This window comes from Desertimonas flava (assembly GCF_003426815.1).
GTDB classification, from domain to species: Bacteria; Actinomycetota; Acidimicrobiia; order Acidimicrobiales; family Ilumatobacteraceae; genus Desertimonas; species Desertimonas flava.
This window is the reverse complement of sequence record NZ_QKYK01000036.1, coordinates 1-21,256: the sequence shown is the minus strand read 5'-3', so window position 1 is coordinate 21,256 and position 21,256 is coordinate 1. Positions and strand designations below refer to the sequence as shown.

General features: G+C 71.3%; 21 protein-coding genes and 1 pseudogene. 14 read left to right on the top strand and 8 right to left on the bottom strand.

Annotated features, from left to right (window positions below; all coding sequences use genetic code 11):
• Positions 1-16: 16 nt before the first annotated feature.
• Complete coding sequence (locus tag DN771_RS25505; RefSeq protein ID WP_117000395.1) at positions 17-1,414, bottom strand: MFS transporter; 1,398 nt, start codon at positions 1,412-1,414, stop codon at positions 17-19.
• A gap of 157 nt (positions 1,415-1,571) precedes the next feature.
• Between DN771_RS25505 and DN771_RS25500 the strand changes: the two genes are divergently transcribed.
• The 3 genes from DN771_RS25500 (at position 1,572) to DN771_RS25490 (ending at position 3,738) form a co-directional block, all read left to right on the top strand.
• Entirely contained in the window at positions 1,572-2,210 is a 639-nt protein-coding gene (locus DN771_RS25500) for a DUF6962 family protein (protein WP_117000394.1), read from the top strand.
• Complete coding sequence (locus DN771_RS25495; RefSeq protein ID WP_117000393.1) at positions 2,210-2,545, top strand: DUF3817 domain-containing protein; 336 nt, start codon at positions 2,210-2,212, stop codon at positions 2,543-2,545. Before DN771_RS25500 ends, DN771_RS25495 begins: the two co-directional genes overlap by 1 nt.
• A 233-nt stretch (positions 2,546-2,778) precedes the next feature.
• The gene (locus tag DN771_RS25490; protein ID WP_117000392.1) at positions 2,779-3,738 is read left to right on the top strand and encodes a serine protein kinase RIO; all 960 of its coding nucleotides are present in this window, start codon (positions 2,779-2,781) and stop codon (positions 3,736-3,738) included.
• Here the strand turns inward: DN771_RS25490 and DN771_RS25485 are convergent.
• The gene (locus DN771_RS25485; RefSeq protein ID WP_117000391.1) at positions 3,730-4,641 is read right to left on the bottom strand and encodes a Gfo/Idh/MocA family protein; all 912 of its coding nucleotides are present in this window, start codon (positions 4,639-4,641) and stop codon (positions 3,730-3,732) included. The two genes, DN771_RS25490 and DN771_RS25485, sit on opposite strands and share 9 nt — an antisense overlap.
• A gap of 203 nt (positions 4,642-4,844) precedes the next feature.
• Between DN771_RS25485 and DN771_RS25480 the strand changes: the two genes are divergently transcribed.
• From DN771_RS25480 to DN771_RS25465, 4 genes are all read left to right on the top strand, one after another.
• Positions 4,845-5,627, top strand: coding sequence for a methylenetetrahydrofolate reductase (locus tag DN771_RS25480; protein ID WP_117000390.1), 783 nt, complete (start codon positions 4,845-4,847; stop codon positions 5,625-5,627).
• Positions 5,628-5,791: 164 nt separating this feature from the next.
• Positions 5,792-7,282, top strand: a complete 1,491-nt coding sequence (gene lysS, locus DN771_RS25475; protein WP_420810941.1) for a lysine--tRNA ligase — start codon at positions 5,792-5,794, stop codon at positions 7,280-7,282.
• Complete coding sequence (locus DN771_RS25470; protein WP_117000388.1) at positions 7,279-8,223, top strand: DapH/DapD/GlmU-related protein; 945 nt, start codon at positions 7,279-7,281, stop codon at positions 8,221-8,223. Before lysS ends, DN771_RS25470 begins: the two co-directional genes overlap by 4 nt.
• 49 nt (positions 8,224-8,272) lie before the next feature.
• Entirely contained in the window at positions 8,273-8,932 is a 660-nt protein-coding gene (locus tag DN771_RS25465; RefSeq protein ID WP_117000387.1) for a VOC family protein, read from the top strand.
• A gap of 15 nt (positions 8,933-8,947) precedes the next feature.
• On the opposite strand, the gene DN771_RS25460 is transcribed toward DN771_RS25465, so the two are convergent.
• Positions 8,948-9,586, bottom strand: a complete 639-nt coding sequence (locus DN771_RS25460) for a GNAT family N-acetyltransferase (RefSeq protein ID WP_117000386.1) — start codon at positions 9,584-9,586, stop codon at positions 8,948-8,950.
• Positions 9,587-9,729: 143 nt separating this feature from the next.
• Here DN771_RS25460 and DN771_RS25455 point away from each other — a divergent pair, with 143 nt between their 5' ends.
• Positions 9,730-10,053 carry a DMT family transporter gene (locus DN771_RS25455; RefSeq protein ID WP_117000385.1) on the top strand — a complete coding sequence of 108 codons (324 nt, stop codon included), beginning with the start codon at positions 9,730-9,732 and terminating at the stop codon, positions 10,051-10,053.
• A 16-nt stretch (positions 10,054-10,069) separates the two neighbouring features.
• Here DN771_RS25455 and DN771_RS25450 read toward each other — a convergent pair whose 3' ends face one another.
• Positions 10,070-10,915: an NAD(P)/FAD-dependent oxidoreductase gene (locus DN771_RS25450; protein ID WP_162942407.1), complete on the bottom strand. Its 846-nt coding sequence runs from the start codon at positions 10,913-10,915 to the stop codon at positions 10,070-10,072.
• Between the two features lie 56 nt (positions 10,916-10,971).
• Here DN771_RS25450 and DN771_RS25445 point away from each other — a divergent pair, with 56 nt between their 5' ends.
• Together DN771_RS25445 and ligD are read left to right on the top strand one after the other, a co-directional pair.
• Positions 10,972-11,559, top strand: a complete 588-nt coding sequence (locus DN771_RS25445; RefSeq protein WP_117000383.1) for a helix-turn-helix domain-containing protein — start codon at positions 10,972-10,974, stop codon at positions 11,557-11,559.
• 43 nt (positions 11,560-11,602) lie between these two features.
• On the top strand, positions 11,603-12,646 hold the full coding sequence (gene ligD, locus DN771_RS25440) for a non-homologous end-joining DNA ligase (protein ID WP_117000382.1): 1,044 nt from the start codon (positions 11,603-11,605) through the stop codon (positions 12,644-12,646).
• 14 nt (positions 12,647-12,660) lie between these two features.
• Here ligD and DN771_RS25435 read toward each other — a convergent pair whose 3' ends face one another.
• Entirely contained in the window at positions 12,661-15,804 is a 3,144-nt protein-coding gene (locus tag DN771_RS25435) for a VWD domain-containing protein (protein WP_162942406.1), read from the bottom strand.
• A 110-nt stretch (positions 15,805-15,914) separates the two neighbouring features.
• Here DN771_RS25435 and DN771_RS30200 point away from each other — a divergent pair, with 110 nt between their 5' ends.
• Positions 15,915-16,634, top strand: a complete 720-nt coding sequence (locus DN771_RS30200) for a hypothetical protein (RefSeq protein WP_193615414.1) — start codon at positions 15,915-15,917, stop codon at positions 16,632-16,634.
• Here DN771_RS30200 and DN771_RS25425 read toward each other — a convergent pair whose 3' ends face one another.
• Positions 16,635-17,591: a DMT family transporter gene (locus DN771_RS25425; RefSeq protein WP_117000380.1), complete on the bottom strand. Its 957-nt coding sequence runs from the start codon at positions 17,589-17,591 to the stop codon at positions 16,635-16,637.
• Entirely contained in the window at positions 17,572-17,964 is a 393-nt protein-coding gene (locus DN771_RS25420; protein WP_227462477.1) for a RidA family protein, read from the bottom strand. Before DN771_RS25420 ends, DN771_RS25425 begins: the two co-directional genes overlap by 20 nt.
• Before the next feature lie 83 nt (positions 17,965-18,047).
• Between DN771_RS25420 and DN771_RS25415 the strand changes: the two genes are divergently transcribed.
• From DN771_RS25415 to DN771_RS25405, 3 genes are all read left to right on the top strand, one after another.
• Positions 18,048-18,893, top strand: coding sequence for a hypothetical protein (locus tag DN771_RS25415; RefSeq protein WP_117000378.1), 846 nt, complete (start codon positions 18,048-18,050; stop codon positions 18,891-18,893).
• 50 nt (positions 18,894-18,943) lie between these two features.
• Positions 18,944-19,789, top strand: a complete 846-nt coding sequence (locus DN771_RS25410; RefSeq protein ID WP_117000377.1) for a class II aldolase/adducin family protein — start codon at positions 18,944-18,946, stop codon at positions 19,787-19,789.
• Positions 19,790-19,962: 173 nt separating this feature from the next.
• Positions 19,963-20,679 (top strand): EamA family transporter, encoded by a 717-nt coding sequence (locus DN771_RS25405; RefSeq protein WP_205528769.1) that lies wholly within the window; start codon positions 19,963-19,965, stop codon positions 20,677-20,679.
• A 22-nt stretch (positions 20,680-20,701) separates the two neighbouring features.
• Here DN771_RS25405 and DN771_RS25400 read toward each other — a convergent pair.
• Positions 20,702-21,256, bottom strand: a pseudogene (locus DN771_RS25400) (hypothetical protein); the annotation flags it as partial.

The following is a 21,256-nucleotide window of genomic DNA, read 5'->3' as shown; positions in this document are numbered from 1 at the left end:
GGTCACCCGTCCCTGGTCAGGCCGGGGCCACGTCCGGCGCGTCCGCGGGCACCACGAGGTGCCGGTACGAGCGCGACGCCCGCACGGCGAGGGTGACGACGACGCCGACGATGCCGGCGACGGTGAAGATCAGGGCCAGGCCCCGCTCGGGCCCGGTGCCGAACCAACCGCCGATCCAGTCGGCGCCGCGTCCGTCGGTCATCGTCGGCATCACGAACGCTTCGGCGATGGGGCCGATGAAGATCGCCGTCACGGGCGAGGCGGCGTTCTCCACGAGTTGGGCGAACCCGAACACCCGGCCCTGCCGTTCGAGTGGGATCGACCGCTGCAGCACCGTCTGCTCGGCCGCCTCGATCACCGGGATCATCGACAGCCACACGAGCATCCCGATGACCAGCAACACGATCGAGGACCTGAGGGTGAACGTGGCACAGACGATCCAGTTGAGGAGGTTGCACAAGAGGATGACGCGGGCGGGGCGGCTGCCGAGCCCCACCTTGGCGACGACCAGGCCGCCGACGATGAACGCCATGCTCAGCACACCGAAGATGATCCCCCACGCCTCGACGGAGACCAGTTCGAGCCCGTAGGCGTCCATCAACGCCATGAACACGCCGCCCAGCAGGTTGTTGAAGGCGGCGAGGAAGATCAGCATCAGCAGGCCGGGCACGGCGTGGATCGCCTCGAGGGCGCCGCGGATGTCGACCCGCGACGAGCCGTCCTCGCTGGGCACCGGCTCGGGCTCGTCGATGCGGATGGTGCGGAGGTGGAGGAGGGTGGCACCGACGAGGATGACGGCGCCGTAGAGCGCCCAGCCCATGCCGAGGTTGCCGATCACCAGTCCGCTGAACACCGACGTGATCGCGAACGAGAGCCCCCCGATCGTTCCGACCAACCCGTTGGCCTTGTCGCGGCGGCCCTCGGGGACGAGCAGGGTGACGCACGTGGACATGACGATGTTGCGCATCGATCCGGCGACGGAGCCCATCAGCACCAGGGCGACCAGCAGCCAGAACGCCGGGCTGGACATGCGCAGCAGCGTGTCGGTGTCGACGGCGAGGTACAGCGATGCCGCTGCAGCGAAGCAGGCCGTCGACACACCGGTCGCGAGCACCATCGACGCGTGCTTGCGGTGATGGTCGACGAACGTTCCGAACGCCGGTCCGATGACCGCCGCCGAGATGCTGAACGCCCCTCCGATGACGCCGGTGGCGACCACCGAGCGGGTCTCCAGGTACACCCAGAACGTGAGGGCGAACCACAGGAACGAGCTGGTGACGCCGGCGACCAGGGTGTTGGCCAGGAGGCGCCGGAACACACGGTCGCCGGCGCCGGGCACGGTGGCGACCGCGTGGGGCGCAGTCGGCGTCTCGGTGTCGTCGGGATCTTCGGGGGATTCGGTCGGGGCCAGCATCAGAGCGATCGTCTCAGTTCAAGCTTGCTCGAAGTCAAGCTCCGGGTGGAATGCAATGGTGACGGCGCCCGCCGCGCCAACTCATCGGTGACGACGTCATCGGCCGGCTCGCTCGCCGATCCCACCACGGCTGGTTTCGGCGATACGGTTGGGCCCCGTGCTGTCCGAGCCGGCGCTCGCTCTCACCGACCTGGTCCTCGGCGTCGTCACGCTGGCCCTCGCCGCCCGCCTGCGCGGGACGGTCGGGGTGCACCACTCGTGGTTCCTCACGTTCGCCTGGACCGGCGCCGCGGCCGTTGCCGGGTTCGTCCACCACGGCTTCGTCACGTTCTCCGACGACGTGGACGGACCGAGCTTCGCCGTCGTCAGCCTGATGGTGGTCGTCGGCGTGTCGTACCTGCTCTCGGCCACGGTCTACGAGGTGCTCGGTCCGGGACGGCGCAAAGCGTTCTGGCTGCTCCGCATCGCCTCGCTCGGTGCCTACCTGGCCCTCGCGCTGTCCGGCCGCGCCGGCGCCAGTTCGATCCTCATGGCCGAGGGCGTGACGATGGCCCTCATCCTCCTCCTGTGGGTCCGCGCCTACCGCGACGATCACCCGATGGCGCCGCGCATCCTCGTGGCCTTCGGCGTGAGTGCGGCGGCGGCGATCGCCCAGGGCCTGCCCGAGTCGGCCACTCGCACGGCGACCGGTCTCGACCCGGTGTCGCTCTATCACCTCGCCCAGATCCCGGGCATCGTGATGATGTACCTCGCCCTCGTCGCCACCGTGCGCCCGGCGACGAGTCCGGCCACCTGATGTCCCGGCGACCGGCGGCGGCGCGCCGCACGGCCACGTGGTTTCGTGTCGCGGCCGCCCTGGAGGCCACGACGTGGCTCGGCCTGCTGATCGGAATGGCCGTGAAGTACGTCGGCGGCGGCGAGGGCGGAGTGACCGTGTTCGGGCCGATCCACGGCGTCGTCGTGCTCGGCTACGTCGCCGCCACGCTGTGGGCCGCATCGGTGTTCGGCTGGGGCGGCCGCACGGTGTGGAAGGCCCTCCTCGCGTCGGTGCCGCCGCTCGGCAGCGTGGTCTTCGAACGGTGGGCCACCCGCACCGGGCGTCTGCCCGAGCGCCCGCGCCGTACTCGCTGACCCCGAAATCGGGCGTCGTCGGGGCGGGCGGACCTGTCAAGATCGCCGTGACGTACCGGGCGCCGGGGCGAAAGCCGCCGGCCGAGCGAAAGGAGGGCATGAACGATGACTGTCGTTGCGCTGTCGCGCGCCCTCCGTTCCGTTCCGTCCCTGCCCGGCCGTCGCGCTGCCTCCTGAGTCGCCCCATCGCCGCGACCACAGCCCCCGGGCACCCGTCTCTCCGGAGAACCACCATGCCCCGTTTCCGTTTCGATCGCCGCCACGACCTCGACACCGACGACTTCGACGACATCGATGCCGTTCGGCGTCACCCCGCCCCGTCGCGCCGTCGCAGCCACCCCCGCGTCGCCGACGACGATCCGACTCCCCTGCTGATCGCCCCCGGCGCCGTCACCGACGAGTCGTTCGCCGACGATCGACTCCCGGCCGGCGCCACGCTCAGCACATATCCCGAATCCGATCACGGCCCGCGTCCGGTCCCGGGCTGGGTGATCACGTCGGGCGATGCCTTCGACGTCGAGCTCGGCGTGGTGAAGACCGGTAAGGAGGCCGACGTCGATCTGGTGCAGCGCGTCGACATGGCGACCGGGCGTACCGTCCTGCTCGCCGCCAAGAGGTACCGCTCGGCGCAGCACCGCATGTTCCACCGCGACGCCGGCTACCTCGAGGGTCGCGCCGTGCGCCGGAGCAGGGAGATGCGGGCGATGGGCAACCGCACCGAGTTCGGCCGCCAGCTCATCGCCGGCCAATGGGCCGCCGCCGAGTTCTCGATGCTCGGCCGGCTCTGGTCGGCCGGAGTACCCGTGCCGTACCCGGTGCAGATGAGCGGCACCGAGCTTCTGCTCGAGTTCATCGGCGACGTCGCCACCCGCACCGCCGCCCCGCGGCTGGCCGAGACACCGCGCGACCGCGACGCCGCCCGTGACCTGTGGCAGCAGTGCGTCGCCGCCGTGCTCGCCCTCGGCGCCGCCGGATACACGCACGGCGACCTGTCGCCCTACAACGTGCTCGTCCACGATGGGCGGCTGGTGCTCATCGATCTGCCGCAGGTGGTCGACCTGTTCGGCAACCCGCAAGGGCTCGAGTTCCTGGCCCGCGACTGCCGCAACATCTGCACCTGGTTCGCGTCACGCGGCGTCGACGCCGATGCCGAACAGCTGACGCGCGACGTCATCGACGCGGCGTCACCGTGACGCCTCGAGCTGACGCTCGGCCTGGTCGATGAGCCGCTGGAGCATCGCACCTCGGTGAACATCGCACTCGACGTTCATCCCGGCCGCGGCGTCGACGAGGGCGCGGCGGACGTTGGCGTGCACGTCGTGGTTGTCGACGGACCAGACGTCGAGGGAGACATCGTCGCCGTCACCGTCCCCACCCGAGAGCTCGATGCGACCGCCCACGTCGCTGGTGGCCGTGCCACTGAGGACCGCGACCGATCGCGTGCCGGCCTCGTGCTCGCATGTCAGCGTCACCTCGCCGGGGTCCTCGTCGCTGTCGCGGGACGCCTTCAGGTGGACGATCGGGCCGCACACCGCGTCGAGCAGATCGAAGGCGTGCGGTCCGACGTCGAGCAGCACGCCGCGCTCGTGGCGCCACGGCGAGTTGGAGAACGGTCCGTCGAGGAACGCACCCGACACGTTCCGGAGCCGTGCGGAGGCCCACGGTCGAGCCCGAGCTTCGGTGATGAACCGGCGGATGGCGCCGTTGAACCGCATCGTCAAGAGCACGACCGAACCGACCCCGTAGTCGGCGACCTCGGCAGCGAGCCGCTCGGCCGTGTCGAGGTCGGCGGCGATCGGCTTGTCGAGGAGCAGCGTGCGGCCGCGCCGCGCCGCCCGGATGGCCAGCTCGGCCTGCACGGCCGGCGGCACGGCGAACGCCACCGCGTCGCAGCGTTCGAGGAGCTCGTCGAACGAGCCGACCGCCTCGGCCCCGTGGGCTCGGGCCAGCTCGGCGGCAGCCTCGGGTCGGCGGGCCCAGACCCCCACCAGTTCGGTCTCGTCGCCGCCGCTGATCGCCGGGGCGTGGAACATCGTCGCCCACGGGCCGGCCCCGACGAGTCCACACTTGAGCGTCGTCCTGGCGGTGGGGTTCATCCCGGCACGCTAGTGGTCTGTCGTCGAGTTGGTGAGGTGGATCGCGCCGCTGGGCTCGTCGCTGGCAAGGCGCGAGGACGAAGGAATACACCCAGTCTTTCGAGGACGAGCAACGCAGCCAGCGGCGAGATCCAGCAAGCGAGACACCCTTACCAATCCGGCGACAGACCACTAGGACCCCGGCCCCGTCGTAGGCTCGGAGGATGACGCCGAAGCCCTTGCAGAGGTCGTTTGAGGTGATCTGCGAGATCGAGCCGGCGACGCGCCCCGACCTCGTCCGCGTCCGTCGCCAGATCGGCGTGCTGGGCACCGTCGCCGACGCCTTCCTCATCCCCGACAACCACATCGGACGGGCCACGGTGTCGAGCATCGCCGTCGCCCACGAGGTGGCCCGGATGGGCGGCCGGGCGATCGCCTGCCTCAACGCCCGCGACCGGAACACGCTCGGGTTCCGTCGCGATCTGCTCACGGCGTCGGCCTACGGCGTCGACGAGTTCCTCTTCGTCTACGGCGACCGCCCCGAGTCGGGACGTCGCTCCGACGACCTGACCGTGCGCTCGATGATCGACGAAGCCCGGGCCTTCGCCGCGACCAACGGCGGCACCGCGCGGATCGGCGTGTCGACTCGCTTCGGTCCCTTGCCGGCGTGGAAGCGCGAGGCGGACATGCTGTTCAGCCAGGTCACGTTCTCGCTCGACGACCTGCTCGCGTGGCGCGGCACCATCGACTTCGACGGTCCCGTGTACGCCGGCGTGATGGTCGTCGCCAGCGCCCAGATGGCCCGCAAGCTGTCCGCCGACATCGGCCAGCTCGCCGTGCCCACCGATCTGATCGAACGCGTCGAGCGGGACCGCGACGCCGGGGTGGACGCGGCCTGCGCGCTCGTGGCCGACATCCGCGAGTCGGGTGCCTTCGACGGTGTGCATCTCATCTCGGTCGCCCGCTTCCGCGACGTCGCCGCGCGCCTCGAGACGCTGCTCGGCTGATCGGTCGTCGGTAACAGATGGTGCCAGGCACCATCTGTTACCGACGACGGCCGGCACCAGCGCAGCGCGATGCGAACGGGCTTCGGCACTCCGCTCCCCACCCGGTACGGTCGGGCGGCGTGAGTGAGCCCGAATACACGAACTCGACACCCGGCGGCGACGCCATCTCGGGGAGCGGGTTGGTGGCCGAGAAGGCCCGGCGCATCGCTCGCGTCGATCAGCTGCGGGCCGACGGCGTCGAGCCGTACCCGTACCGGTTCGATCGCACCCACTCCGCCGCCGAGGTCCGGGCCGCCGGCGCCGACCTCGAACCGGGCACGGAGACCGATGTCGCCGTCGCCGTCGCCGGCCGTGTGATGCTCAAGCGCGACTCGGGCAAGCTCGTCTTCCTCACGATCGCCGACCGCGGCGTCGATGTCCAGCTGTTCGTCTCCAAGGCGGTGGTCGGCGACGACGCCTTCGCCGGCATCAAGGCGCTCGACCGCGGCGACTGGGTCGGCGTCCACGGCACCGTGATGACCACCCGCGTCGGCGAGATCTCCATCAAGGTCGAGCGTCTCGAGCTCCTCTCGAAGTCGATCCGCCCGCTGCCCGACAAGTGGCACGGCCTCACCGACCCCGACACGCGCTTCCGCCAGCGGTACGCCGACCTCGTCGTCAACGCCGACGCCCGGCGCGTGTTCGAGATCCGTCACGCCATCATCGCCAGCATCCGGTCCACGCTGGTCGCGCGCGGCTTCATCGAGGTCGAGACGCCGGTGCTGCACGCCGAGTTGGGCGGGGCCACGGCCCGACCGTTCATCACCCACCACAACACGCTCGACATGCCGCTGTACCTGCGCATCGCCACCGAGCTCCACCTCAAGCGCCTCATCGTCGGTGGCATGGACCGCGTGTTCGAGATCGGGCGGACGTTCCGCAACGAGGGGATGGACACCACGCACAACCCCGAGTTCACGATGATGGAGAGCTACGAGGCCTTCACCGACGTGCACGGGGTGATGGAGCTGACCGAGGCGTTGATCACCAACGCCGCGCGCGACTCGCTGGGCACCACGCTGATCGACGTCGCCGGCGAGCAGGTCGAGCTCACCGACCCGTGGCCCCGGGTCCGCATGGTCGACCTCGCCTCCGAGGCCGTCGGCGAGACCGTCCATCCGTCGCAGCCCGTCGATCACCTGCGCGCCATCGCCGACCGCCACGGCGTGCACTGCGACAAGGCGTGGGGATCCGGGAAGATCATCGAGGAGCTCTTCGCCGAGTTGTGCGAGAAGAGCGTCGTGCGCCCCACGTTCGTCACCGGCCATCCGGTGGAGATCTCCCCGCTCGCCCGGCTCGACCCCGACGATCCGCACCTCACCGACCGCTTCGAGCTGTTCATCCTCGGCAAGGAGTTCGCCAACGGCTACAGCGAGCTCAACGATCCCGTCGACCAGCTGCAGCGGTTCGAGGCCGAGCAGGCGGCTCGCGACGCCGGCGACAACGAGCGCGGCACCATCGACCTCGACTACGTCCGCGCCCTCGAGTACGGCATGCCACCGACCGGTGGTCTCGGCGTCGGTATCGACCGCTTGGTGATGCTCCTCGCCGGCGTCGATTCCATCAAGGACGTCATCCTCTTCCCCACCTTGCGACCGGAGGCCAACCCGCAATGACCGATGCACGACTTGCCTGGGGTGCCGGGTTCGAGACCGTCGCCCGCGACGGCACCACGCTCGACGCCTGGTTCCGCTGGATCGGGTGGGGCGAGTTCGGCGACGCCGCGCCCGAGGAGGTCGATGCCGCCCTCGCCGGCGGCGACCGCCGCGACGATCTGCGCAAGGTGACGGTCCGCCCGATCCGCCTCACGGTCGACGTCGACGCCGCACCGAGCTCGGCGGCCGACGTCTACCTCCGCCTCCACCTGCTGTCACACCGCCTCGCCGCCCCCAACACCTTGAACCTCGACGGCGTCTTCGGCCAGCTCAACACCGTCGCCTGGACCGACCTCGGCCCGGTCGCGCCGACCGACCTCGACGAGGTCCGCCTCGCCGCCCGCGCTGCCGGGCGGCACGTCAACGTCAAGGGGCTCGACAAGTTCCCCCAGATGCTCGACTACGTCGTGCCCGCCGGCGTCCGCATCGCCGACGCCTCCCGCGTGCGGCTCGGTGCCCACCTCGCCGACGGCACGGTGGTGATGCACGAGGGCTTCTGCAACTACAACGCCGGCACCCTGGGCGTGGCGATGGTGGAGGGCCGCATCAGCCAGGGCGTCGTGCTCGGCGACCACACCGATCTCGGCGGCGGCGCGTCGATCCAGGGCACGCTGTCGGGCGGCGGCACCGAGCGCATCTCGGTGGGGACCAACTGCCTGATCGGCGCCAACGCCGGCATCGGCATCAGCCTCGGCGACAACTGCGTCGTGCAGGCCGGCCTCTACGTCGTCGGCGGCACGCTCGTGAAGCTCCCCGACGGCACGGTGGTCAAGGCCAAGGAGCTGTCGGGGATCAACGACATGCTGTTCCTCCAGCACAGCCAGACCGGGGCCGTGGAGGCCCGAACCCGCAACGAGGGCGGTTCCTGGCAGGGCCTCAACGCCGCCCTCCACAAGAACTGACGCTCCCCCGGCTCGCCCCGCCGCGCCGCCGGATCGGTACCGTCGGCCCATGATCCGACTTCGGCAGGTGGCGTTGGTGGCGACCGATCGCGACGCGGTCGTCGCCGAGCTGTGCGACTGGCTCGGTGTGACGGTGTGCTTCGAGGACCCGGGCGTGGCCGAGTTCGGCCTGCACAACGCGCTGATGACGATCGGCGACCAGTTCCTCGAGGTGGTGAGCCCCACCGGCGACGGGACCACCGCCGGACGTCTGCTCGACAAGCGGGGCGGCGACGGCGGGTACATGGCGGTCTTCGAGGTCGACGATCTCGATGCCCGCCAGGACGCGCTCTCGGCCGCCGGCGTGCGCGTCGTGTGGTCGATCGACCTGCCCGACATCCGCGCCCGTCATCTCCATCCACGCGACGTCGGCGGGGCGATCGTGTCGATCGACCAGCCGGTCCCCAACGGCACGTGGCGCTGGGCGGGTCCCTGGCGCGCCCACGCCGAGACGTCGGTCGTCACGGCGATCGCCGGCATCGACGTCGCCGCAGCCGAGCCCGCGGCGATGCGGGCGCGCTGGGCCGCGCTGGGTCTCGCCCACGCCGTGCGGTTCGTGCCCGCCGGCCCGCGCGGCGAGGGCATCGGCGCCATCGACGTCGCGGCGGCCGACCGCACGCGGGCAGGTGAGTCCCGCACGATCTGCGGCGTCGACGTCCGCCTCGTCTGACTCCCGCGAGCGAGCTCAGAGACCGAGAAACGTCCTCACGGGGTCGAGGTTGACGAGCTCGATGTCGTCGCGGCGGATCGTCTCCCACCGCTCGCGCAGCAGGCGGAACTTGAGCAGATCGCCGGTGTCGTCGCCACGCCGGCCCCGGACGACGCCGTTGGGTTCATAGCCCCAGTGCCGCGTCACACCGAGCGACCGTTCGTTGTCGCTCCACGCCGCGGTGGTGCACTCGGCGGCCCCGAACCCGGCGAAGGCGAGGTGCAACAGGGCGGAGCGGAGCTCCTTGCCGTAGCCCTGGCCCTGAAACGCCTGGCCGAGCCACGAGCCGGTCTCGGCCGTGCGCAGCAGGGCGAAGTCGTTGGCGCCCAAGCTGCCGGCGCCGAGCACCTCGCCGTCGCGCAGCACCGCCACCGGGAGGTGCCACGACTCCGGCCGGGTCTCGGCACGCGACCTCCAGTAGTAGCGGTGCGCGTCGTACTCTCGCTCGGGCGACGGCACCACCGACCACGGAATCCCGAACGGCATGAAGTTCGAGGCGTGGATACCCGACTGCATCAGGTCGCACACACGCACGGCGAGGTCGTCGTCGATGTACCGCATCGTGATCGTCGGCGTGCGGATCTCCAGGTCGAACAGCGGCCAATACGGGTGCATGACCCAGTGTGACCCCTGCAACCGCCGTGCCCGGTCCCGGTTTCTCGGCGCCGCGTAGCCTGGTGGTGTCGATCGGAACCCCGAACGAGCCGACGAGGGTGACCCGTACCGGTTGCGGAACGACGGGTCTCAGGGAGACGGTCATGTCGTGGATCCTGCTCGTCGTCGCCGGCCTGCTCGAGGTCGGCTGGGCGTCGGTGCTCCCGGCGACCAACGGCCTCACCAAGGTGGTGCCCACCGGGGCGTTCCTGGTGATGCTCGCCGCCAGCATGGTCGCCCTCGCCAAGGCGACCGACACGATTCCGATCGGCACCGCCTACGGCGTGTGGGTCGGCATCGGCGCCGTCGGCGCCGCGGTCGTCGGCATGGTGTGGAAGGGCGATCCCGCCACGCCGATCCGCATCGCCTGCCTGGCCCTGCTGATCGTCGCCATCGTCGGCCTCAAGGTCACCGGCTCGTCCCACTGAGCCACCTCACGGGCCGTCACGCCGATGTCGTGAGCAGGCGGTGGGTGATCGCTGCCGCGGCGGTGGTGCCGTCGGCGATGGCATGGCTCATGTGGTGACCCAGCCGCGTCAGGTCGCCGATGGCGTAGACGCCGTCGACGGTGGTCTGGTTCATCGCGTCGACGACCACGAGCCCGCGCTCGTCGACGGCACAGCCGAGGTCGAGGGCGAGGCGGTTGTTGGGCGTGAACGTCTGGCCGACGAACACGGCGGCCGCCTCCAGCTTCGTGCCGTCCACGAGCTCGACGTGCGTGACCTCCTCGCCGTCGCCGTGGACCCTGCGCACCTCGTCGGGCGTGTGCACGGCGACCGAGCTCGCCCAGTTCCCGAGCATGGTCACGTGCTGCGGCGCCGCCTCGTCGGTGATGAGCACCCACGGGCGATCGGCCCGTTCGAAGCCGTCACAGAAGGGACACGTGAAGACTCCACGTCCCCAGTGCTCGGACAGACCGGCGACCGCCGGCGGGTTGTCGTTCACGCCCGTGGCGAGCACCACGGCCCGAGCCGTCGAGGTGCTGGGACCGAGATGCACACGGAAGCCTCCGTCGATCCGCTCGATGCCCCCGACGTGGTCCGTGGCGATCTGCACGGTCTCATAGCGGGCCAGCTCGTCCTCGGCGATGCGGACGATCTCGGCGGGATCGGCTCCGTCGCGGGTGAGCAGGCCGTGCACATGGCGGACCGCCTCGTTGCGGGGGCCGCCCTCGCCCACGAGGAGCGTCGCCCAGCGGGCGCGCCCGAGGGTGAGTGCGGTGCTCAGCCCGGCGTAGCTGCGCCCGACGATGATCACGTCCCAGTCGATGTCGATGTCGTGCTCGTTCATGACGACGACGGTACGGGTGAATCCACAGATCGGCATGTACGATTGCCGTAATGGCAATGGGAACGAGAACCCCACCAGCGACGTCCGGCGCCGCCGACCTCGACGGCGTGGTCCGCCAGCGGCTGCGCACCCTGCGCCTCGCCCAGGGGATGTCGCTGAACGACCTCGCTGCGGCGACCCACCTCAACGCCTCGACCATCAGCCGGCTCGAGACCGGCAGCCGGCGTCTCGCCCTCGACGTCCTGGCCCCGATCGCCCGGGCCCTGAACACGACGATCGACGACCTCGTCGACACCTCGGCCGACGACGGCGACGTCGTCATCCGACCCGAGCGCTGCGAGCTCCACGGCGTCACGAGATGGCAGCTCAGCCGCAACCGCGGGCCGAACGGGGTCAACGTCGTGAAGATGCGCCTCACCCCGCTCGAGACCCCGCCCGAGCTCCAGGTCCATCCCGGCCGGGACTGGTTCTTCGTGCTGTCGGGCACCGTGAAGCTGTTCCTCGGCGAGCGCGAGGTGCTGGTCCACGCCGGCCATGCCGCCGACTTCACGACGATGACCCCGCACGCCTTCACGGCGCATCTCAAGCCGGCCGAGATGATCTCGATCCTCGACAACGACGGGCACCAGGCGCACACCGCCTGACCGCCGACGCGCTCGCGGGCCGCGCGGGGCGTACGGTGACGGGATGGCGTCCAAGGAGCGTCCCCATCACGGCGAGCCGGTGGAGCTCACCGCCGCCGGTCGCACCGTCTCGATCTCCAGTCCGGCCAAGCAGATGTTCCCGCCCAATCCGGCCGCGCCCGATGGGCTCACCAAGCTCGACCTGGCCGAGTACTACCTCGCCGTGGAGGAGCCGATCATGCGCACCGTGCGTGGACGGCCAACGCTGCTCCAGCGCTTCCCCAACGGGGTGACCGGCCAGAACTTCTTCCAGAAGCGCATCCCCGACAACGCCCCCGATTGGCTGCAGACCACCATCGTCAGCACCCCGAACGGCACGACGTCGAGGGCGATCGTCATGGCCGACATCGCCCACGTGCTGTGGGCGGCCAACCAGGGGTGCCTCGGGTTCCACCCCTGGCCGTACCGGGCCGATCAGCCCGACGACACCGACGAGCTGCGCATCGATCTCGATCCGTCGCCCGGCGTCACGTTCGCCATGGTGCAGGAGGCGGCCGTCGAGGTCCGGGCGTTCCTCGAGGACCACGGCATCACCTCGTTCGTCAAGACGACCGGAAACCGGGGTCTCCACGTGTACGCCCACGTCGAGCCGGGCTGGGACAGCTTCGGCACCCGTCAGGCGGCGATCGCCGTCGCCAGGGCGATCGCCGCGTCGCGCCCCGACCTCGTGACCGACAAGTGGTGGAAGGAGGAGCGTGGCGCCCACGTGTTCATCGACTTCAACCAGAACGCTCCACACAAGACGGTGTTTGGCGCGTGGTGCGTCCGGTCACGGACGGGCGCCCAGGTGTCCACGCCGTTCTCATGGGAGGAGCTCCCCGGCATCCGCCCCGACAACCTGACCCTGGTCACCGTTCCCGATCGGGTGAGCCGCACCGGTGATCCCTGGGCCACGATGACGTCGACGCCAGTGTCGATCGCCCCACTGGTCGCCCGCTATGAAGCCGATCTCGCCAAGGGCATCCCCGACGCTCCGTGGCCGCCGGTCTACCCGAAGATGCCCGACGAGGCGCGCCGCGTGAACCCCAGCCGGGCCCGCCCGGACTGATCGGCCGACCGGCGTCAGTTGTCGGCGACCGGGGTCAGCTCGACGTCGACGGGGTCGGGCCCACGCGTGAACACGACGACCGGGACTTCGCTGTACGCGTACCCGATCGCCACGCCCGTCTGATGACCGCAGTAGCCGAGCGGCCACGCCGCCCCGTCGCCGGGCGGGGGTGCGCCCCAGGCCTCGACGACGCATGCATCCGTGAGGCCGGCGGCGTCGTACGACGATTCGTCGAGCCCGAGGACGTACACGACCGTGTCGGCCTCACCACTGAGGGTGGTGCGGTCGCCATCGGCCAGGGCGGGTCCGTCGACGACGACGGGTGACTGGTCGGCGAAGACGTCGACGTGGACGAACGACGCCTCCTCGCCGTCGGACTCGATCACGACGTTGTACTCGCCCCCTTCGGACATCCAGATGTACGCCTCACCCGGCACGATCTCGTCGTCCTCGTCGGCCGTCACCGAGGCCAGCCCCATCGGGTCGCACGCGGTCGTCGTCGTCCCCGACCCGGTGGCGAGGTTGGCGATCGTCACCCAGATCGTCACGTCGACCGGGCAGACGTCCACCCGGGCGAGCAGCACCGCACCGTCACCGGCGCTGATCGTGCCGGCGAGGACGGCGACGGCATCGTCGGGGATCGGCCAGACGTAGGGCGCGACCAACGTGCCCTCGAGCTCGAGTGACGGCGCGGCGTCGCCGACCGCGACCAGGCCGGGATCCTCCTCCACGACGGCCGCCGTCTCGCCGGAGCCCTCGGTCGCCTCGATCCGTTGTTCGACGACCACCTCGTAGGCCTCGACGAACGCCGTGTCGCCGGTGGCCGCGACGTCGAACGCGCAGGACTCCAGCTCGTGCGAGGTCGCCGCGTCGCCCAGCGCCCGCGCGCACTCGTCACTCGCCGCCGCATCGATCGAGACGGGGACGGCGTCGTCGGGGTAGCCGGCGCGGAACGTGTCGGGCGACTCCCCGTCCGCATAGTCGAACAGCGTCGTGTCGTCGTCGACCGACCACGCGTCGACGAACTCCGAGTCGATCGCCGTGGCGTCGTGCACGTCCGCCGCCGCGCCGTCGGGGAGGAGGAGGTCGTTGCGGAAGTCGCCGTCGGCCGAGCCGAGCAGGCCGACCAGCCTCGACGCGCGCCCGTCGGCGGCGGAGACCGTGACGAACCAGCCTGCGGTCCAGGCCAGTTCGACCTCCGATCCGTCCGGCCACGTGACGACCGCCGTGCCCCCGTCCGGCACGGCGACGTGCATCGTTCCGGCGTCGAAGTCGGGGGCCTCGACCACAACGCCGTCCACCCGGACGACCGCGGCCTCCGACTCGAAGCCGTCCATCGTGAACGTCACGCGGCTCTGTCCGTCACTCACGGCGACCGCCGACGTCCCGGCGACGGCGAATCCGAGCGACGCCGGCACGTTGCGGGTCTGCACCTCGAATCCGCCCTCCGGGTCGCGCGACGTCACCACCTCGCCGAGCGCGTGCACGTCGTAGGCGAGGCCGTCGAACGTCACGAGGTGGGGGTCGCCGTTGGAGGTGGCGCGCCGCGGGCGCGGGCGCTCGCACTCCTTGTCCGGATCCCAACGCTGCGCGACGACGTCGGCCTTCGGCGGCTCGGCCGCGGCAGCGAAGGAGAAGATCATGTCGCGGTGCAGCATGCGGATCGCACCCGAGTCGGATCCCTCCGGACACCGACAACCATCGGGCTCGAAGCACAGTCGCAGCGAAGCCCCTTCGGCGGCCACGACGGTTCGTTCGCCGGTGTGGGTGCTGAGCGGAGCGCCGAGCGGCGTCACGGTCACCAGCCCGACCGGCCGCGAGATGTTCACCACGGCCTGCACCTGCGAGTAGCCGCCGACACCGCGGATCGGATAGGTGCCCACGCCCCGCGAGCCGAAGCTCGACGAGTTGTCGTGAGGCCCGGACTCCGGAGACCCGGGCCACGAGAACTGCCAGGAGGGATCGAGACCGGCGCTCCGCAGCGTGTGCGACGACCACGCCATCCGGAACACGACGTTGTGCATCCGGCCGAGGGCGAGCAGGTCCTCGACCGCACCGCCCCCCGACGAGATCATCGCCTGCAAGGCCGGGTAGGGATCGACGCCACTCTGGCGGAGGTTCTCGAAGAGCGGCCAGGCGTTGTACGACCGACCGGCCAGGCCGACGTTGGTGCGGCGGAACCACCCGTCGGCGAGCACGGATGTCGGCGGGGTGTACCGGGAGCGCAGGAGGTCGGCGGCGGCGAAGTCCGCCGACCCTTCGATCAGCCAGTCGGGCAAGCCGCCCCAGAAGTGCCAGCCGAACTGCACGCAGTGGAACAGCTCGTGGGCGAAGTAGAACCGGATCTCCTCGTCGGGTCTCGACGCCCGCCAGAAGCTCCGGCTGACCCGGATCGTGCACGGGCCGCTCGTCCCCGAGTTCAGCCAGGCGTCCATCCCACCGCCGTCGATCTCGGTGCGCATCAGGGCCAGCTGCGCCGACCGGTGGGGCAGATCGGGCCGGTGCTGCAGCCACAGCGAGAGGGCCTCGCTCAGGAGCCGAAGGTACCGGGTGCGGGGCTGCTCGGCCCCCGGCCGGCCCGCCCGGGCGAACCCCGATGGCCCCGAAGCCGCCGGGTCGTCCGGCGCGGTCAGGTCGTCGACCTCCACGACGCCGGCGACCTCGTCGTCGGACGGGGCGGCAAAGGAGCGGTCGATCACCTCACGCTGTTCGGGCGCCAGACGATCGCGGACGGATTCGATCAGGCCGCGGGTGAAGGTCGTTCCGAGACCGTCGCCGGGAGGAAGGTCGCTGGGCGTCGCGCCGGGCATGTCCGGGTCGAGCAGCGCATAGGCGTCCACCGCCTGCTGCACGGTCGGCTGGTCGGTCTCACCGATCGCGACCGACAGCTCCTCGGTGCGGGTCTCCGGCGTCCAGACGGGAAGCTGGACGGGCTCCAGCTCGGGGAGCGTGTCGGGATCTGATCCGGTCGGCTCGGATGCGGCGGCCGACGTCGCCGGAACCGTCGACGGTTCGGTCGCCAGTGCGGGCGTTGTCGTCTCGGGCGTCGTGGACTCCGGTGCGGTCGAGGTGGGGGCCGCGGAGTCGCCGCCCGAGCAGGCGGTGACCAGGACGATGGCGGCGAGGACGAGTCCCGTCCGACCCACTCGATGACCCATCGGGCGGCAACGTAGACCGGCGACCCGGCGGCGACCACGTATTAAAGTTCGGTCGGGACCGGTCGACAAACGTCGCGCCCCGGTCGTGCCGCCTCGGTAGGGTCACCGCCGTGACGTGGAACGACGACGACGACCCCAACGCCCAATGGCGCCGGCCGGACGACTCCGCGCCACCTGCTGCACCACCGCCGCCGCCACCCGGCGGCTCCGCCACGCCACCTCCTCCGCCGCCGACCACGTCGACGGCTCCCCCGCCGCCGCCCACGACGGGCGCGCTCCCCCCGGCCCCTCCGGCGAGCCCGTTCGGCGCCGCGCCGGGCTACGGCGGCCCCTCCTACCCGGTGCCCGGAATGCCCTATGCGGCCTCCCCGTTCGTCATGTCGAAACCCCCGCGACCGGCGATTCCCGTCGCCGGCTGGCTGATGGTGGTGGGCGCCGTGCTGATCATCGTCGGCACGATCATCCCCTGGAAGACGTTCGGCGGGGAGTCGATCAACGGCTTCGACCGCTATGTCAGCTGGACCGACGACGGGTATCTCGAACAGACGCCCGGCGGCATCTTCGTCTTCGGGGCGGTGGTGCTGCTCGCCTTCGGTATCACGTCGCTGGTGGCCAAGCGGGTGCTCCCCGTCATCATCATCGCCATCGTCACCGCCACTGGCCTCGCCCTCTTCTCGGCGGGCGAGCTGGCGATCTACGGCGACGACGAGGGACCGTTCGGGCAGGCGATCGAGCTCGGCGACCTCAGCGCCGGCATCCCGGTGATGCTCGTCGGCTCGCTGATCGCCCTCGCCGGTGCCATCACCGGCTGCGCCCGGCGCCGCCGGTAGCTACAGCGGCGCCGGCTCGGCGATCACGCGACGGCGGCGCACACCGGTGAGCGCGAGCCCCGTCACCACCATCGCCGCACCGAGCCATCCGGCCGCGGCGAGCCGCTCGTCGAGGACGACGATGCCGGCGAGGGCGGCGGTCACCGGCTCGGCGAGGGTCAGCGTCACCGCCGTCGAGGTGGCGAGGGTGCGGAGACCGAACCCGTACAGCAGATAGGCGATCGTCACGGTCACGAGCCCGAGATGGGCGACCATCGCCACGCCCGACCGCGTCCCGAGCCAGCCGAGCGGCTCGGTGACGAGGGCCGGGAGGAGCAGCACGGCGCCGGCGGCGAAGATCCACGCCATCGCCACGCTGGAGTCGATGTTGCGCTCGAGGAGCGTCTTGGCCGCCGAGGCGTAGACCGCGTAGCCCATGCCGGCGGCGAGCGAGCACAGCACGCCGAGGCCGTCGAACCGGCCCCCGTCGCCGGCCTGCGACGCCACGAGCAGCGCGCCGCCGGCGAGCGCCAGCGACGTGGCGGCGAGCCAGACCGGGCTGGGCCGGCGGCGCAGTACGAGCGTCTCGTACAGCCCGACGAACGCCGGCCCACTGCCGAGGGCGACGATCGTGCCGATCGCCACGCCGCTGCGCTCGGTGCCGGCGAAGAACGTCGGCTGGTAGAGGGCGACGCCGGCACCGCCCGCCGCGACGACGAGGGCGTGGGAGCGACGCGGCGTCCACACAGCCGTCGCCGCGCCCGACGAGGCGCGCGAGCGCCACCGGATCACCGCCACGGCGACGATCAGCCCGACGGCACCGACGAGGATGCGCGTCGCCCCGACCCCGAGCGGGGTCGTGTCGGCGGGTCCCTTCGCCTGCGCCGTCCCCGTGGTCCCGAAGGCGATCGAGGCGGCGATCACGGCCAGTGTCGGCGCCGCGCCGGCGCTCGCCGCGTCACCCGGCCGCGGCGACAACGGCGACTTCCATGAGCCATTCGGGACGAACGAGGCGCGGCACGGTGACGAGCGTCGAGGCCGCTCGGTGCCCGCCGAGGTAGCGGTCGCGCGCCGCCATGACGACCGGGAGCTCGTCGGCGTGATCGGCAACGACGTACGTCGTGATCGAGACGATGTCGGCCGGGGTCATGTCGGCCTCGGTCAGCAGCAACAGGATGCTGCTCCACACGACATCCGCCTGGTCGGCCATCGACGCGGGCACCGTGCCGTCCGGCGTGATCGGGACGATGCCGGAGGTGTGCAGCAGCCGAGACGGCGCGTCGCTGACGATGGCCAGGGCGTAGTTGGCGGCAGGCGCGGCGAGTCCCTCGCCCGGAAGTGCATGGTTCACGGTCCTGATCGTGCCATCTCGGCCCATCCGACGGTATCCCGGTTGCGCGGAACCGGCATCGGTCGGCGGCCGTCTGAGTCACCATGCCCAGTGCCACCCGACGCCATCTGACCGCCGCGACGCTCGCCCTGACCGCCCTCACCGCGTTCGGCGCCGGCTCGGCGGCGGCCTCGACGCCCGACCACGCGCCGGCCGCCACCCGCCCCACGCTCACGCCCGCCGAGCCCGTGGCCTTCACGACCGTCGCCACCGTCGACACCGTCGGCACGGCCGGGCTCGCCCGCGACGTGGCGATCCGCGTCGCCGACCCCGACGACCTGTGGCGGTTGGGACGGATCTTCGAGAACGCCCCGCCCGACCTCACCCATCCGACCGAGCCGGGTGCCGTGCCGACCGGCGACCTCGTGATGGACGAAATCGCCGCCGCCTATCCCGACTCGATCCCGAGCGAGTCGGTGCTGCTCGTCGGCCTGGTCAGCGGCTGCGACCCGGCTCCGGCCGTGGTGCGCATCGACGGCGAGGTGCTCCTCGTGGACGGCGGCTCGGACCCCAACGTGATGTGCGCCGTGGCCTACACGATCGTCGCCGTCGTCGAGGTGGCGGCCGAGGATGTGCCCGTCGGCGGCGCCGACCGGGCGACGCTGCAACAGTTCGAGTTCGTCGGCTACGAGCCCGTGCTGCCCGTGAGCGACGTGGAACTCCCTCCGGTCGCCGATGGCGATCGCCGCATCACCGCCATCGTGAGCGGGTGCCAGGACACGACGGCCGAGTTGGTCGTGTCGGAGTCGGCGGTCGAGGCGGTGGCGAAGAACGAGCACGGCGAACCCGATTACGACTGCGCCCAGGCCGAGTTCTTCGTGGCGACGTTCGACATCGCCGCCAGCCTGATCCCCGAGACCGCCGAGCTGCCGTCGACGACGGTTCAGTAGCCAGGCATCGCCGGTCAGACGGCACGCCCCGACAGGGGTAGCGTCTGGTCATGACGATTTTCGAGAGGACAGGGTCGGCCTCGGTCGCGACCGGAACGGAAGATCGCACCATCGACGGTCGGCCGCTGGTGCCGCAAGACGTTTCCCTCGAAGTGCCCCAGCCGTTCGACACGGTCGAGGAGGAGCGAGCCCACCGCAAGGCCAAGCTCGCCGGCGCCCTGCGCATCTTCGGCAAGTTCGGGTTCTCCGAAGGCGTCGCGGGTCACATCACGGTCCGTGACCCCGAGTTCCCCGAGCTCTTCTGGGTCAACTCGTTCGGCATGAACTTCCGCCACGTGCGGTCGAGCGATCTCATCCTCGTCGACCACGAGGGCAACGTGGTGTATGGATCCCGGCCGGTGAACCGGGCCGCCTTCGTGCTGCACTCGGCCATCCACGAGGCCCGCCCGGAGGTGGTGGCGGCGGCCCACTCGCATTCGGTGTACGGCAAGGCGTTCAGCTCGCTCGGGATCCCGCTCGGGCCGCTGACGCAGGACGCGTGCGCGTTCTACGAGGACCACACGCTGATCGCCGAGCAGGGCGGCGCCGTCGTCTTCGAGGTCGATGCCGGCAAGGAGTTCGCCGCCGCGTTCCCCACCGGCAAGGCGGCGATCCACCAGAACCATGGTCTGTTCACCGTCGGCGAGACGGTCGACGAGGCGGCGTGGTGGTTCATCACGATGGAGCGCTCGTGCCAGGCGCAGTTGGCCGCGATGGCGGCCGGCACGCCCATCGAGATCAATCACGAGTACGCCTCCTACACCCGCCAGCAGACCGGATTCCCGCTCGCCGGCTGGTTCCAGTTCCAGCCGCTCTGGCAGGAGATCTGCCGCACCGACCCCGAGCTCTTCGACTGAACGGTCGATCCGCGGGCGCCGTCGGGCGCTACCTCGACACGGCGCAGCCAGAGGCCCTGTTCGTCCTCTCGGCGATCGCCCAGTACTCCGGCGCCTCGATCGCCTCGCTGCTGTTCGACGAGGTCGCTCCGCAGACGGTTGCCTGGCTGCGCGTTGTCGGTGCGGCGACCGCCGTGCTGGCGTTCTCGCGCGGCTGGTGGGCCGGGTGGACCCGGAGCCAGCTCGCCGCCGCGGCCGTGTTCGGCGTCGCCACGGCGCTGATGAACACGTTCTTCTTCATGGCCATCGCCCGCACCGACCTCGGCAAGAGCGTGGCGATCGAGTTCATCGGACCGATCGCCGTGGCGGCGACCATGACCCGCACGGCGCGCAACGCCGGCGCCCTGCTGCTCGCCGCCAGCGGCGTGATCGTGCTCGGTGGCGTCGAGATCGACGGCAACACGTCGGGGCTGCTGTGGATCCTGGCCGCGTCGGCGATGTGGGCGGCCTACATCGTCGTCGGCTCCCGGGTGGCCCAGGTGGGACGCGGTGTCGCCGGACTCGGCCTCGGCCTGGCGATCGGCGCGGTGGCGCTCACGCCCATCGGTGCTCCTGGGAGCGGCCCGGCGCTCACCACCCCACGCCTGCTGATCCTCTGCCTGCTCGTCGGCGTGCTGTCGAACGCCATCGGCTACGGGATCGACCAGCACGTCCTGCGGCGGATCCCGGTGCGTCGCTTCTCGCTGCTCCTCGCCCTGCTCCCGGTGACCGCCGCCTTCTTCGGTTGGCTCGTGCTCGATCAGCGGCCGTCGGCCCTCGACGTCGGCGGCATCGCCCTCGTGCTGGCCGGCGTGGTCGCCCAGGAGCGCGATCGCATCGAGCTCGCCGAGGTCGAGCTCGAGCCCAGCTGACTCGGGCCGATCCGCCCTCGGGTCAGCGATCGCTGATCGTGCGGGCGTTGACGACCACGGCCGCGAGGATCGTCACGAACGACGCCGGGAGCAGCCACGCGCCGAGCTCGGGATCGAGACCTGGGGATCGGAACGCCCGCACGATCGCCAGCGTGGCGAGCAGCGCACCGATGCCGGCCACCGCCGCAGTGATGACGTGGCCGAGGCGCCGGGACCCGACGCCGCCCCCCACGAACGCCGCGAACGCCGCGGTCGCGGCGGCTGCGACCACGTAGCCGAGCCACTGGAAGTGCCAGATCGTCAGCGTGTCGACGAACGCGTCGGCGGAGGCTCCGTCGGCCACCAGGTCGCCGAATCCGGCCGAGAACGGCCCGCTGCTGACCCAGTCGAGGACGAACATGCTGAGCACGATCCCGACGAGCGCCAGCGCGGCGAGACCGAGCGCGACCGGGTTCGGGGTGCGGGTGGCCCCGGCGCGGGCCGCCGGCTGCGGCGTCCAGGCCGCGGGTGCTGCCACGGCCGGCAGGTCGCGGGCCGGGGCCCGCCAGCCAGCGTCGGCCCAGGTCCCGCCGCCAGG